At 66.7% G+C, this 13,464-nt stretch carries 13 protein-coding genes; 10 read left to right on the top strand and 3 right to left on the bottom strand.

The window, feature by feature from the left end; translation table 11 throughout:
- Positions 1 to 168 precede the first annotated feature (168 nt).
- Both AB0F01_RS23130 and AB0F01_RS23125 read left to right on the top strand, forming a co-directional pair.
- Positions 169 to 345: a hypothetical protein gene (locus AB0F01_RS23130; protein ID WP_362098861.1), complete on the top strand. Its 177-nt coding sequence runs from the start codon at positions 169 to 171 to the stop codon at positions 343 to 345.
- 290 nt (positions 346 to 635) lie between these two features.
- Positions 636 to 1,802, top strand: coding sequence for an HNH endonuclease (locus AB0F01_RS23125; RefSeq protein ID WP_362098858.1), 1,167 nt, complete (start codon positions 636 to 638; stop codon positions 1,800 to 1,802).
- 119 nt (positions 1,803 to 1,921) lie between these two features.
- On the opposite strand, the gene AB0F01_RS23120 is transcribed toward AB0F01_RS23125, so the two are convergent.
- Positions 1,922 to 4,648 (bottom strand): ATP-dependent RecD-like DNA helicase, encoded by a 2,727-nt coding sequence (locus AB0F01_RS23120; RefSeq protein ID WP_362098855.1) that lies wholly within the window; start codon positions 4,646 to 4,648, stop codon positions 1,922 to 1,924.
- 368 nt (positions 4,649 to 5,016) lie between these two features.
- Here AB0F01_RS23120 and AB0F01_RS23115 point away from each other — a divergent pair, with 368 nt between their 5' ends.
- On the top strand, positions 5,017 to 5,478 hold the full coding sequence (locus tag AB0F01_RS23115) for a GntR family transcriptional regulator (RefSeq protein WP_362098853.1): 462 nt from the start codon (positions 5,017 to 5,019) through the stop codon (positions 5,476 to 5,478).
- Between the two features lies 1 nt (position 5,479).
- Positions 5,480 to 6,046: an HD domain-containing protein gene (locus tag AB0F01_RS23110; RefSeq protein WP_362098850.1), complete on the top strand. Its 567-nt coding sequence runs from the start codon at positions 5,480 to 5,482 to the stop codon at positions 6,044 to 6,046.
- Here the strand turns inward: AB0F01_RS23110 and AB0F01_RS23105 are convergent.
- Together AB0F01_RS23105 and AB0F01_RS23100 are read right to left on the bottom strand one after the other, a co-directional pair.
- Positions 6,034 to 6,507 (bottom strand): NUDIX domain-containing protein, encoded by a 474-nt coding sequence (locus AB0F01_RS23105; RefSeq protein ID WP_362098847.1) that lies wholly within the window; start codon positions 6,505 to 6,507, stop codon positions 6,034 to 6,036. The genes AB0F01_RS23110 and AB0F01_RS23105 overlap by 13 nt on opposite strands.
- 2 nt (positions 6,508 to 6,509) lie before the next feature.
- A complete protein-coding gene (locus tag AB0F01_RS23100; RefSeq protein WP_362098844.1) occupies positions 6,510 to 7,268 on the bottom strand; it encodes a helix-turn-helix transcriptional regulator in 759 nt (252 codons plus the stop codon).
- A 555-nt stretch (positions 7,269 to 7,823) separates the two neighbouring features.
- Between AB0F01_RS23100 and AB0F01_RS23095 the strand changes: the two genes are divergently transcribed.
- From AB0F01_RS23095 to AB0F01_RS23070, 6 genes are all read left to right on the top strand, one after another.
- Positions 7,824 to 8,597: a DUF4097 family beta strand repeat-containing protein gene (locus tag AB0F01_RS23095; protein WP_362098841.1), complete on the top strand. Its 774-nt coding sequence runs from the start codon at positions 7,824 to 7,826 to the stop codon at positions 8,595 to 8,597.
- 111 nt (positions 8,598 to 8,708) lie between these two features.
- Positions 8,709 to 8,999, top strand: coding sequence for a hypothetical protein (locus tag AB0F01_RS23090; protein WP_362099029.1), 291 nt, complete (start codon positions 8,709 to 8,711; stop codon positions 8,997 to 8,999).
- Positions 8,996 to 9,643, top strand: coding sequence for a GGDEF domain-containing protein (locus AB0F01_RS23085; RefSeq protein WP_362098838.1), 648 nt, complete (start codon positions 8,996 to 8,998; stop codon positions 9,641 to 9,643). Before AB0F01_RS23090 ends, AB0F01_RS23085 begins: the two co-directional genes overlap by 4 nt.
- Positions 9,643 to 10,764, top strand: a complete 1,122-nt coding sequence (locus tag AB0F01_RS23080) for a conjugal transfer protein (RefSeq protein WP_362098836.1) — start codon at positions 9,643 to 9,645, stop codon at positions 10,762 to 10,764. The genes AB0F01_RS23085 and AB0F01_RS23080 overlap by 1 nt, the downstream gene beginning before the upstream one ends.
- The gene (locus AB0F01_RS23075; protein ID WP_362098833.1) at positions 10,761 to 11,141 is read left to right on the top strand and encodes an RRQRL motif-containing zinc-binding protein; all 381 of its coding nucleotides are present in this window, start codon (positions 10,761 to 10,763) and stop codon (positions 11,139 to 11,141) included. The genes AB0F01_RS23080 and AB0F01_RS23075 overlap by 4 nt, the downstream gene beginning before the upstream one ends.
- 108 nt (positions 11,142 to 11,249) lie before the next feature.
- Positions 11,250 to 13,421: a cell division protein FtsK gene (locus AB0F01_RS23070; RefSeq protein WP_362098831.1), complete on the top strand. Its 2,172-nt coding sequence runs from the start codon at positions 11,250 to 11,252 to the stop codon at positions 13,419 to 13,421.
- Positions 13,422 to 13,464 lie beyond the last annotated feature (43 nt).

Here is a 13,464-nt window from a genome sequence, read left to right as displayed (position 1 = left end):
TCGCTGTGAGGGCTCGGCGCCTGCACGCGGAGGCGCTTCTAGCGTCTGACGCGTCTCCTCGTGCCACTGTGACGAGCGCGAAGCTGGCGCGATCTGAGGCTTGGCCGAGCTCCGGCCGGGGGAGGCAGCAAAGATCCCTGGACAAGCCGGGGAAAGGGAGGGAAACGGATGCCGAATCAGAGCGTGTACGGGAGCTACGCGGAGGGCAAGGCAGACGCGGCGGCGGGCCGGACCGGCGACGAGTACCGAACCGACGCCATCGGGGAGGGCCTCGCTGCCATCGCCTATGCCCTGCTCGACGTCGCTGCCGCGATCCGTGAGAACACTGAGGCCCGGCAGCAATAGCAGCGGTGGCAGGGTTCAGAGGGTGTGTCGGCGATCATGCTGTGTAAGCGCGACAGGGGCCATCCGTTTGCTCGTCTCGTGAGAGGGCAGGGCCCCAACACGCTTTCCAACTGTCCGCGTGGCTGTACGGGGGCGTCCGTAGGGGTTCGCGCAGCAGGTCAGAGGGGGCGCGCGTACGGCGGCGAACGGGGGTGGCTGTCAGCGCACTGCACAAAGAACAGGACAACGATCGACTCACTGTCAGTGCCCCTTCCTAGGATCAACCCTCAACCAGGTGACGGAGGGGGCTCATGACCACAGGGCTGACGGATGCCAGCATCGTTCGGCGCGTCGTCGAGGAGTACGACGACAGAGGGAGGGACGCCTTCCTGGACGGGCACGGGTTCGAGCGCGCCAATCAGTACTACCTTCAGGTGGGTGGTCGGCTGTACGACGCCAAGGCCATCGCCAACGTGGCATACCGCTACGAGCACCAGGCCCCTGACGCGCGCGTGATCAGCGGTGGACGGGATCACAGCAACCGCCTGCTGGAGCGCCTCGGTTTCACGGTGGTCGACGGGCGCCCCACCACGGTGGAAGGTGAGCGTGCCTGGCGTCTCGCAGTCTGGTCACACCTCCAGCTCACTGAAGACCTCCGCCAGGTCCCGCCGGGTGTCCTCCGTGCGTTCGGTGTCTATGGCGGAGGCCAGGGCATTTGGATGGACAAAGCCAGGACCGAGGCCGTCCATGAGGGCGGAATCACTATGGGAGTTCTCCACACCGGTGCGCACTACCCGGACGAGATCAGCGACAACGATGTGATCTACCACTACCCGACTACTGGCCGGGGCCCCGGTCGGGACGAGTCGGAGGTCGCCGCGACCAAGGCAGCAGCAGCCCTGAAGCTGCCCATCTTCGTCATCGCGAAGCCGACTCCTCGGTCCAGCGTCCGCATCGTGCGTCTGGCCTGGGTGGAGGGCTGGGAAGAGCGCTCCAGGATCTTTCTGATCAGCTTCGGAGACAGCAGGCCGGAGCACCTACTGACTGAGGATCACTCGGACGACCAGCCCTTTTCTCTGACGGGTAGCCGCAGCCGGAGCAGCCAGCGGAACGTTCGCGAACGCCCTGGGCAGCGCCGTTTCAAGCTGCGGGTCTTCCAGCGCTACGGACCTCGCTGTCCCCTCTCGGGAATCGCAGTGCCAGAGATGATCGAGGCAGCTCACCTGAGGCCCGACGCCGAGGACGGCACAGACGATCCTCGCAATGGCTTGCCGCTCAACGCAGCGCTCCACCGTGCCTACGATGCGCACCTGTTCGCCATTGAGCCCGAGACCCTCAGCGTGGTGACGCGCCCTCAGGGGCCAACTGCCGAGGAGCTCGGTATCGTCACGCCACACCTTCGTGAGCTGCCTCGGCGCCCACACGCTGAGGCGCTGCGCTGGCGCTACAGGGAATGGCAGTCGCGTACTGGCCAATAGGGGTTGCCTGAGTCAGCGCTGCAAGGCCCTGCCCAATATTGATGAGGCACCTCCGACTCACACTCTCGTGTCGACTGGGAGGTGCCCCACGGCGCCGCCGTTGCTATCGCTGCCGGCGTCTACGGCAGCTGACGCGTCTTTTGGCGCTTCGGTCGCTTCTCAACAGGGACCAAACCCCGGCGGATCCTCATCAGATGCTCGTCTTTCGTGTTCTCGCGGACTGCGATACGGCTTAGGATTCGATGCTGCGTTTCCGGAGTCCAGAACACTTCGAGACGTTTCCGAGCGCGTGTGATCGCAGTGTAGAAAATACTGTGGGAGATACTCTCCTCGTTGGCATCCGTGATGACAACCTTCACCGAATCGTACTCAACACCCTGTGCCTTGTGGATCGATACGGCATAAGCGATTTGAAATGGCACGATGGTGGTGACGGAGTCGTCATCATCGTCGCTATTTCCGCGCTCGAAGACATCAAACTGGACAGTCGAGCCTTCCACCCAGCGTAGACCTGTGAAGAGCACGTCGTCTTCAGTGACATCCCGTTCGAGATTCACATCGAAAGTGATACGGCCGGGCACGCGATTGATCTTAACGATCATTCCCTTCAGGTTGTTGAAGATGACTGGGCTGAATCGATCAGACTCGTTGAAGAGTACGGGATCTCCGACCTTGTAGGTGGACTCGCTCCAGGTGACAGCTGGATTAGGGTTGCTTGCCTGCAGGAACCGGTTAACGTTGTTAATGCCATACAGGCCGTCATAGTTAAGGCAGAGCACGATCTCGTCGTCGCTTCTATGTTGAAAAAGCGACTCTCCCAGAACCGTCGAGTAGCCATTCTTGGAGAGCGACTCCTCGATGTGGTCCTCCAGGTTCCGCACCCTGTCCCACAGCGTGAGAAGGCCCTGATCGGTCGTCCTGAAGGGCTGTGTGAGTTCGAATACAGACTCGCTCGGGATGTACGACCGGATGATGCTGAACCAGTTGCCAAATTCAATCGACTCGATCTGGTATACGTCGCCGACAAGCACGAGCAGATCGAAAGATGTCTTCTCGAGTACATCGAGCAGGCTTGCGTTGCTCACGGTGCTGCACTCGTCGATTACAAGAACGTCGTACGTGGCTCCGAACGACGTGCCGCTGCGCACGTGCTTGCTGATCGTGCTGAACTCGGAGTTCGGCGCCTGTACTCGTCTCTTCAGGTTGTCGACGGCCGGGTTGGTATGCGCCAAGAAGAGCTTCCGCGCGCCCGCGAAGTAGTTCGCGATGTGATTCACCATCGTCGATTTTCCCGTACCGGCCGCGCCGTAGACGAGGGCGACATTCGAGTGCTCGAACAAGCTGGTCAGAGCCGTAGCCTTCAACGGATCATCGATGACGCCGGGGTTCGCGTCAATCCATGCCTGCACGTCGCTGCTGTGATCGGGGACGCCACTAGCAGAGACTTCCCGGAGTTTGTTGATGATCGAGACTGTGTCGTCCTCGTAACCGACGATGAACACATGCCCATTTGCTTGAGCCAGCTTCCTTGGCGCATGTCGTTCTGTGGGCGGAAGCATTCGGTTGTGACGCGCGATCAGCTCGTCGAGGTCACCGAGGTCCTCCAGCTCAGCTGCCGGCGTATAGATCACGCCGTGCTGCTCGACATTGCTCCTGACTCGTCTGGCCAGCAGCTCATGAGGCCGAGTCTTCGAGTCCAGACTCTCAGCAAGGTCCCCAAAGCGCGGGTTATGTCCACGTGGTGATGTGCAGAACGGCATCGTGTCGAAGGGCCTGCAACCCCAAGATACGCGCAGCCCGGAGAGTGCAGAACACTGGTCGACATCGAACTGTGCTTTGATGATGCGGTTGTTCATCCGCAGCATGAGGTACCGCAACAGACGAGAACCTGGCCGGTTGTTGCGGATGAGTGAGCGCGCGCGGTCTAGGACAGGGAAGATGGTCGCATCTCGTTGAGCGCCGTCTAGTGCCCAGGAGCGGAGCGAGCCGTAAGCCGCATCTGTCATATCCATGAGATCAAGCAGACTTGATCGTGTTGATGTGAGGTACCGCATCAGTTTGCGGTACTCGGAATGTGACCTACTGACCTTTCCGTGTGAGGCGTCGAATAGGCGTGCGAAGTTGTCGAACTCGCACGGTCGGATTGACACCTCCCATGAGCGGATCAGCGTGATGGGCATTTTCTTGCCGAGAACCTCGATCGTGTCGCTCGCCAACTCCAAACTGGCCGCGTATTTGTCGGTGACGTCGATGTCGGTGAACCCAATGATGCGATCGAACTTGCTCGTCCGGTTGTGGGCGAGGTGAAACGTAACCTCATAGTAGATCCGGCCGGCGATGAAGAATGGTCGCGAGCTGTGAATGTAGTATCGCTCGTGACGTGGACTTGAGGACTGCCTCGTTTTTCCCTGCTCGATGCAGGCAGCGATCTTCTCGTAGTACTCCCGCAACGAGGGGTCGAGGTCGATCGGGAACTGTTCGATGTTGGTCAGGATTGCAATTCCGAGCTGATCCTGTGCGAGGTCGCGGGTGCGGAGTAGGTACTCGTAGTACTTCAGCATCAAGCGCTCGGACGGGTCGCGATCCAGCGTGTAGTGCGAGACGCTGGCCTGGAGTAGGCCATGGAATCTACTCAAGAGCCTGAACTTGGCGAGCGCCTTAACGGCATCCAGAGCTGGCCCGACCTGGTTGTAGTGAAACTCAGTCGAGCGATCTTTAAGGTGCGCCCAGACGGCGAGACCCTCGACAAGGTTTCGGAGTTGCCCTAGCACGTTTTGCGAGAGGAAGCCTCGGTCACCTACTGGGTTAGCAAGGTTCTGGCAGATTACGTCGTCGGCGCTCTTCACTTGCTGTTCTACTGTTGCCATTGCTCCCGCTCTACTTCCCCGAAGGATCGTGCGTCACCTTCGATGGTGAAGCACGTAGTCCTAGCCGCCCCGCCCTGAGCCTTGCTGAAGTGCACCGGATGGTGTCCGCACGGGTGTTCGTCCTGCTGTCGAACAGTGGACGCCGCCTCGGTGCACAACATCAGACAACAATAGAACCACTCAACAGCCCACAAGCGGCCCCTTTTTCAAGACTGCCCTGCTTGCCACACGGACTCCTGCGCACCCAACGGGGCGGGGCCGTGAACAGAGCACAGGATCCGCACTCCGCAGCCGTCGCCGGACGTGCGACTCTTGAGGGCGACGACGGTGAGCAGAGAGGGAAACGAGTGTCGCAGCAGGCCAGTCCTCGGGGAACCTTCCTGAAGGTCGCCGATGCCGTGAAGGCACGAGTCGAGGCGGACCCGGACATGACGGAGCTTCCGTCTGCTGCTGATCTCATGAGCGAGTACAAGATCTCGCGCGGGGTCGCTCTCCGTGCGTTCGCAGCTCTTCACAAGGATGGTGTCGCCGAGCCGGTGCCGGGTGGACGGTGGCGTGTCGTACGGGCGGGTGAGCGGGCTGACCGCCGCCCGCTGGAAGAGCGCATCGCGGACATCATCGCGGATGAGCGTCTGGAAGTCGGGGCAGCGTTTCCCAGCGCGTCGGTTCTGGCCGAGCGGTTCGGGGTCTCGCGCCCGACCGTGACCAAGGCTCTCGACAAGTTGGAGGCCGCCGGCGTGCTCGCGAGTGGAGGACAGGGCAGGGTGCGGACGGTCCGCGCCGTGCCGATTCGAGAGGAGCGTTCCTAGCTTGTCGGAGCTGACAGAGTGGGCCTATCCCTTGGCTGAGTCCCTGCTTGCAGAGCCGCTGCCACGCCGTTGGAAGCACTCGGTGGGGGTCGCCGAGCGGGCGCGCACCATCGCGCCCATCCTCGGACAGGACGCGGAGCTACTGGAAGCCGCTGCCGTCCTGCACGACATCGGCTACTCGCCAGACCTGGCCAAGACCGGCTTTCACCCGCTCGATGGCGCGCGCTACCTCCGCGATATCGCCTGCGCGGACGAACGGGTCGTGAACCTCGTTGCCCACCATTCCTGTGCATGGATGGAGGCTGAGGCTCGGGGACTGCGTGCGGAGCTGGAAGGCGAGTTCCCCCGCGAGAGCGCACACCTGAATGACGCGCTGTGCTACTGCGACATGAACACGACGCCGGACGGCGTACCGACGAACCCTGTGGATCGGGTCAACGAGATCGCTGGCCGCTACGGGCCGGACAGTCTGATCGGCACGTTCATCCGCCGCGCCGAGCCGGAGATCTGCGCAAGCACGGCGCGCGTCCTCGAACGGGTCGCCGCCGCCAAGAGTCAGCCGATGTAGGGGGTTGCCCGCGTCCGGTCCATGGCGTGCTCGATACGGAGCCGCATCGTGGGGTGGACGTCCAGTTCCGGCAGGTCCGTTGGATCCACCCAACGGACCTGCGTCGTCTCATTGCTCGTACGCAGGTCACCGCCGACCGGGCGGGCACGGAAGCAGATGCTGAACTGTTGGCGGACCTCGCCATCGTCGTACTGCATCACGTGTCCGGGGTCGGTGTAGATCCCGGACATGTCGACGACTTCGGCCGTGATGCCCGTCTCTTCCCAGACCTCGCGCACAACGGTGTCGCTGATGGACTCGCCCACGTCGTGCCCGCCGCCGGGCAGCGCCCAGCGCCCGTTGTCGGACCGCTGAATCATGAGCATCTGCCCCGCATCGTTCTGAACGAACGCCACGACGGAGGGCACGACCGAGTTGGCCGGCGGCGCGTCGGGGTCGTGCAGGTAGTCAATGCGTGCCATGGTCAGGCTCCCGTGATGTCGCGGTCCGAAACCTGGCGAGCGCCTCCCCAGGTCTGTTCGATGCTATTCGCGTACGTGTCGAACAGTCCGCCGCCCGGCATGCGACGCAGGTGGAAGACGGGGGCCATGTAGGCCCCGATGCCGTAGACGTGGGGGTTGACGAGCATCTCGTCATCGGACCGGTAGATGGAGTTGTAGAGCGTCGTGGCGTGCAGCCGGAAGCTGATCTCAGGGTGGCTCTTGAAGAGCGGCCGGTAGTTCACCAACGCGTTCCGAATCTTGCCGTCCATGATCCGGTGCCCCTCGTCCATGCCGCGCTGCCGCACGGCCTCGCAGTCCGGGTCCCCGAGCAGGATGCGCACCTGAGTGGTCCCCTCAACCTTCTTCTTCACAAGGTCGATGAACAGGGGGTCTTCCGACAGGAAGAGCCCGGAGTAGACGAGAACGTCAAGGTTGGTCTCGGCGCGCGCGTACATCTCACGCCACAGGTTCGGCGGCACCGTGTGGCGGTGTGGGTAGACGGCCACAATCTCCGCCTTGGTCAGGTCTGTTGCGCTCTCCAGCGTGCGGCCGTCATCCCACAGCGTGGTGACATCGACCTTGAGCGCTGCCGCGGTGGCGTACTGGTGTCGGCGATACGGCACCTTCCCTTGCGTGATCCAACGTTCGACCGTCTTCGGGTTGACCGCGATCTCGTCGGCCAGGTCCTGAATGCTCATGCCGCGTGCCAACAGGGCCGACCGCAAACGCTCGTTGGACATCTGCACCACCCGGGTGGGACGTCTAGGGACCTCTTGACCGTAGTCAGAACTCCCTGAGCTGTCCACGCATGGGGTGACCAACTCCCCTGACACGCGGCGATTCTGATGGCGCGCCAAGAAGCCCCGGCACGAAACCAAGAGGTTCCGTCGCGGAGCTTGACGGACCCCTATGCGGTACCTGTGCAACAGGTACTGCAACGCCGGACGGGATCGCTCGACAGGAAGGCGGCTACGGCCGCGCGCCTCCAGCCCCGTACCGGTCGGTGTTTGAGAACGCCCCACCGCTGGTGGTGCTGCATAAGTGGGTCTCTGAGCCGTCTCCCCCGAAGTGACGGCCGCGCGGCTGCAAGACCGCGCATCCGTACGTCCCGCCGCCCGCACGGGCAGCATCACCGCCCCGGTATCCAGCCGTGAAGGGCGCAGGGTCGAACTCTGCCCGGGGTGCTTGGGCCCGCTATCTGCGGTGTTGGCCCTCACGCCCGGCGCGGCGGCACTCCCGGACAGGACAGCCCGCCGCGTCCGGTCTTCCACCCGACACAGTCAAGGAGTTCATCCATGACCGAGCGCATTTTCGACTCCGTCACCTCTGGCCCCATCGCGCTGGGCATCTCGCTTCCGGTCGGCAGCGTCCGAGTCCAGGTCATCGACAGCCTGACCGCCGCCCGCGTGGTGCTGCGGACGGACGACGCCACGGGGCCGGCGGCCGACGCCGTGAACGGCGCCCGCAGCACGCAGAACGGGCAGGCGTTCGGCATCGAGGTGCCGGAGATGCCCAGCAACGTGATGGTGCAGAGCCGACACGGCAACCGCGTCGTCCAGAACTTCGGCGTGATCAACGGTTCCGTGACCGGCGTGACCATCGTCAACGGCCGCGTCATCTCCGGCGTCATGGGCGCCATGCAGACCGTGAGCCCGATCGAGGCCACGGTGTGCCTGCCCCCGCATTCCTCCCTCGCGGTCGTCTCGCAGTCCGCCGACGCGCACGTCTTCGGCTACGTCGACCGCATGGAGTTCCGCTCCATCTCCGGCGACCTGGTCGCCGACGGCGTCCGCGAGCTGCGCGCCAACACCACCTCCGGCGACATCCGCGCCGGCCGCGTCACCGAGCAGATCACCGCGCAGTCGGTCTCCGGTGACATCGAGGTGGGCTTGTACGACGGCCGTGGCGCCGCCCTGGGCACCACGTCCGGGGACATCACGGTGCAGGCCACCAACGGGGCCGCCGGCCACGTCAGCGCCAACAGCGTCTCCGGTGACGTTCAGATCTTCGGCGCCCGGCACCTCAACGTCTCCGCCAACACCGTCTCCGGTCGCGTCCGCAACCGCTGACCGGTCACCTGCACTACTTGATCCCCGCATGGTGCGGGGCGGTCGCACTCCCGGACAGGACAGCAGACCGCCCCGCGCCTTCCCGACGCTTAGGAGAGATCCACCATGCGCATGCGCACCTTCGTCGCTGGCCAAGAGGCCGTCAGCGAGGCCGAGTTCGCGGAACTGGCGCTCGGCATCGACATCGACCTGTTCCGCGGGCCGCTGGAGCCGGAGACGGACTCCGAGCGCGCCGCCCGTGAGGACGCGGCCCGCGACGTGCTCGCTGACCTGCGGGCGCAGGGCGAGGCCGGTGACGAGATCGCCGCTTGGGACGCCCTGTACGCCGACGCGCTGACCCACACGGTGCCGTTCCTGCGCGCCGCTCGCGGCCACCTGCCGGGGACAGGGGAAGCGGCATGAACGACTTCATCACCGCGCTCGCCGCAGCAGCGCCGCTCGCCTCGGGGTGGGCCTGGCACGGTGTGGCGATGCGGCGCCGTCTGGCCGCCGCGCGCAGGGACCCGCTGTCGGGTCTGCTGACGCGGGCCGCGTTCGAGCGGCGGGCGGAACGCGCGTTGGCCCGTGGTCCGCACGCCGTGATCGTGATGGACCTGGACGGGTTCAAGCACCTCAACGACGGGTTCGGGCATGCGGCCGGTGACGAGGCGATCCGCGCCACGGCCGCGAGCCTGAACGACGCGCTTAACGACCGGCGTGGCAGCGTGGCCGCCCGGCTCGGTGGTGATGAATTCACCGCCGTCGTGCCGCTGCCGGACCCCGCGCCGCTGCCGTGGCTGCTGGGTGGTCTGCACGGCGAGGTGACTGCCCCGTTCGCCTACCAGGGGATGACGCTCGCCGTGGGCGCTTCGATCGGCGCGTGCGTGACCACTGACCTTCCGGCGCCCTCGCTGTCGCTGGCGCTGCGACGGGCGGATGAGGCCATGTACGAGGCCAAGCGCAGCGGTGGCGGATGGCGCATCGCCGACGGCCCCGCGCTCACCTACACGACCACGGCGGGCCGCCGCACCGGGCGCCCCGGAACGGCTGGAAGGGAGGCCGCGTGATGGCCGGACGCAAGCCGTTGACCAAGACGCAGAAGACCGTACTGACGGCCGCGTTCGTGCCCATGCTGCTGACCGGTGTGGCCGGTGGGGTCGGCACGTTCAGCAACATCGGCCACGCCTACGGCAAGGGCACCGCGCTGGGAGCGGTGGCGGCCGGTGAGGGCGCGACCGCCGTGCTCGGCCTGGTCCTGCTGGGCCTGACCATGCTGGGGCAGTCGTCGCCGTGGCCGGTCCGGGTCGGGCTGTGGGCACTGCCGGCCGCCGCCTCGGTCATGGCCGCGATGGCGGGACCCGACGCCGGCCGCACCGTCATCTACGCCGTGACCCCCATGGGCATGTGCGTGTCCGCCGAGGGCATGGCGTTCCTCGCGCGGCGCATCGTCGTCCACACCGACGGCCGCGACGCCGAGGCCGAACGCAAGGCCGCCGCCGTCGTCCAGGCGCTCGCCTACCACCGCGCCCGCGCTGCCAACCACCCCGACAAGGGGGTACGGAAGCGGTCGGACCGCAAGTCGTGGCGGCTCGCGCGCAGGGTCGGCGTCGGTGACGTGGCGCTCGGATCGAGGCTGCTGGACGTGCAGCGCGATCGGGTAACGGACGGTGCGAACGCCGCCCTGTCCGCCATGTTCGGCGGGGCCGCGAATGCGAAGGAATCTACCGAGATCGTGAGAAATCGGTCTACGGCTGACCTGCCGGAATCGACCCCGGTCCCCTCGGTAATGCTGACTCGACTGCCGATGTCCGATCCGGTGCCGGTCGACTTCGCCAAGTCGACTCTCCCGCTCAAGCCCGCCCCGGCGATCGCCGCTCCGGTCGACCCGAAGAAGGTCGATCGGGCCCCGGTCGGGTCGAGCAAGCCTCAGGCGGTGGCGGCCGACTCCCCCCGACCCCGCCGGGCGACCGGCCGGGTTCCCGAGGTGGCCCGGTCGCAGCGACCGAAGCGCACGGCGGCTCAGTTGCTCGACGAGGCACGCGCCGCAACCGCGGACTGGCCGGACGCGCAGATCACTGCCGAGGGCATCCGTCGCACGGTGCGCACCTCGCCGGCGAACGCCCGGATGCTGCGGGACACGATCCTTGCCGAGCGCGCCGACGGTGACGCCGGAGCGGTGGCCGCGTGACGCGGCTGACCCTCGCCGACTGCTTCGACCCCGGCGGCGAGCGGTTCGGCATCCCCACCTATCCGTGGCGCTGCGCTCCCGATGGCTTGGCCACCCGCCGCCAACTGCGCAGTCAAGGGCTACGGCCGGGCGGTCAGGACGTGGCGGCACAGATCCTCCGGCCGCGTCGTCGGCGCGAGCCGCTGACCGCCTACCTCTACCGGATCGATTGGGCGCTTCCCGTGCGGCCGATGACGCCGGGCAGGTGGCGTGCGCACGCAGCGATGATGCGCGCCCGCCGCCGCTGCCCCGAGTGCGGCCAGGACGCCGGCTACGTCGTTCCCGCCTCGCTCGGCATGTGCGTGACCTGCGCCTATCCCGAACAGCGCGCCGCTTGAGCCTCGCCGCTCGCCCGGCGCGTCCCGTTGATCCCGGCGGGGCCCGACCGCTCACCTTCCACAGCGCCGGTCGGGTCCCGCCTTTCCTCCCACTGGAAGGGACCCTCAGTGAAGCATCCCGACGACGACGAATTGTTCAACCGGCTGGAAGCCGAGATGGCCGCCGAGGGCGGCGCAGATGTGGTCGACCTGGACAAGGCCCGCGCCGCCCGTGAGTCGACCCCGGCCGGCCCGGAGGTGGACGACCCGACCGCCCCCGTCATGGTGGATCAGCCGACCCCGGCCGCGACCGGGCCCGGCTACCTGGGTCGGCTCGCCGCCGCCCGGCGCCGACCGGCCGTCCCGATCTGGCTGCGGTCGGTGGCTGAGCTGCGGACCGCGTCGGCGTGGGTGGCTCGCCACTACGCCCACACGATCGGCTACCACGCCTTGCGTGCCCCGGTGTACGCCGCCCGGCTCACCTTCCAGGCCCCGACCGGCGCGGCCCGGTTCATCGGGGGCACGATGCGGTGGGTGGCCGACCGCGAGGGCGAACCGGTCCGCCTCGCCGCCGTGCGCCGCGAGGACGCGGCCGAATACCTCAAGCTCTCCCGGCAGCGCGACGGCCGGGTACGGCTGCGCACCCTCGTGACCGGACTCGCGCTGTTCGTCGGCCTCGCCACGGCGCTCGCCATCTACGTGCTCGCCCCCGCCTGGTTGCAGGCGGTCTCGGTGAGCGCGGTGGTGCTCGCCCTCGGGGCGGCCGGCCGCAAGGCCGATGACCCGGTCATCCACCGGGCGGTGGAACTGCCTAAGGCGACCAAGCTCACGTCGGACATCGTCCTGCGCGCGCTCGGTTCGCTGGGTATCTCCGCCATCAGCCAGGCTCAGGCCAAGGGGCGGGACGGGTTCGAGTTCACCGCCCCGATCACCCGGGACGGCCCCGGGTGGCGCGCCGAGGGCAACCTCCCGTTCGGCGTGACGGTGACGGACATCATCGAGCGCCGCGAACGCCTCGCCTCGGGTCTGCGCCGCCCGTTGGGCTGCGTGTGGCCGGAGGCGGTGCCGGATGAGCACACCGGGCACCTGGTGCTGTGGGTGGGCGATCAGGACATGAACAAGGCCAAGAAGCCCGCGTGGCCGCTGGTCAAGTCCGGGACGGTGGACCTGTTCAAGCCGGTCGCTTACGGCACTGACCAGCGCGGACGCTGGGTCGAGGTCACGCTGATGTACATCGCGGGCGTGATCGGTGCCATCCCGCGCATGGGCAAGACGTTCCTGCTGCGGCTGCTGCTGCTCATCGCCGCACTCGACCCGCGCGCGGAGCTGCACACCTACGACATGAAGGGCACCGGCGACCTGGACCCGGTCGGCAACGCGGTCTCCCACCGGCACGCCGCCGGCGACGACGACGAGTCGATCGCCTACGCGCTCGCCGACTTTCGCGCCCTGCGCGAGGAGCTGCGCCGCCGCACCAAGGTGATCCGGTCCCTGCCCCGGGACATCTGCCCCGAGTCCAAGGTGACCAGCCAGCTCGCTGACAAGGGGTCGCTCGGGCTGCACCCGATCGTGGTCGGAGTGGACGAGTGCCAGGTGCTGTTCGAGCACCCCGACCACGGCAAGGAGTTCGAGGAGATCGCCACCGACCTGGTCAAGCGCGGCCCGGCGACCGGCATCGTGGTCCTGCTGGCCACGCAGCGCCCGGACGCCAAGTCGCTGCCCACTGGGATCAGCGCGAACGCGTCGGCCCGGTGGTGCCTCAAGGTCATGGGCCAGACCGAGAACGACATGGTGTTGGGAACCTCGCAGTACAAGCGCGGGGTGCGCGCCACCATGTTCGCCTGGGGTGACAAGGGCATTCACTACTTCGTCGGTGAAGGGGCGGATGCCCGGATCGTCGCCTCGGTCTACGTCGACGCTCCCGGCGCCGAGGCGATCGCCGCGCGCGCCCGCACCGCGCGCGAGAAGGCCGAGCTGCTGTCCGGCTATGCCCTCGGTGAGGCGCCGGAGGAGGTCACCGGCCCCGCGTATGACCTGCTGGCCGACATCCTCGCCGTGGTGCCGGCCGCCGAGGCCAAGGTGTGGTCCGAAACCGTCGTGGCCCGGCTCGCCGAGCTGCGCCCCGAGGTCTACGGCGGATGGGACCCCGACGCGTTGGCCGCCGCGCTCAAACCGCACGGGATCAGCACGGTGCAGGTGGGTCGCCGGGTGGACGGCAAGGTCGTCAACCGGCGCGGCATCACCCGCGCCCACATCACGACAGTGATTGCGGAGCGTGACGGAAACCGGGACGCGGGCTGAGGCTCCGGGGCCGCTAACGATAGCGGCAAGCCCCGCTAACGTT

The sequence above is a fragment of the Streptomyces sp. NPDC029526 genome (assembly GCF_040637405.1).
Taxonomy (GTDB): domain Bacteria; phylum Actinomycetota; class Actinomycetes; order Streptomycetales; family Streptomycetaceae; genus Streptomyces.
The sequence above is the reverse complement of the archived record's forward strand: the minus strand, read 5'-3'. Positions and strand labels throughout refer to the sequence as shown.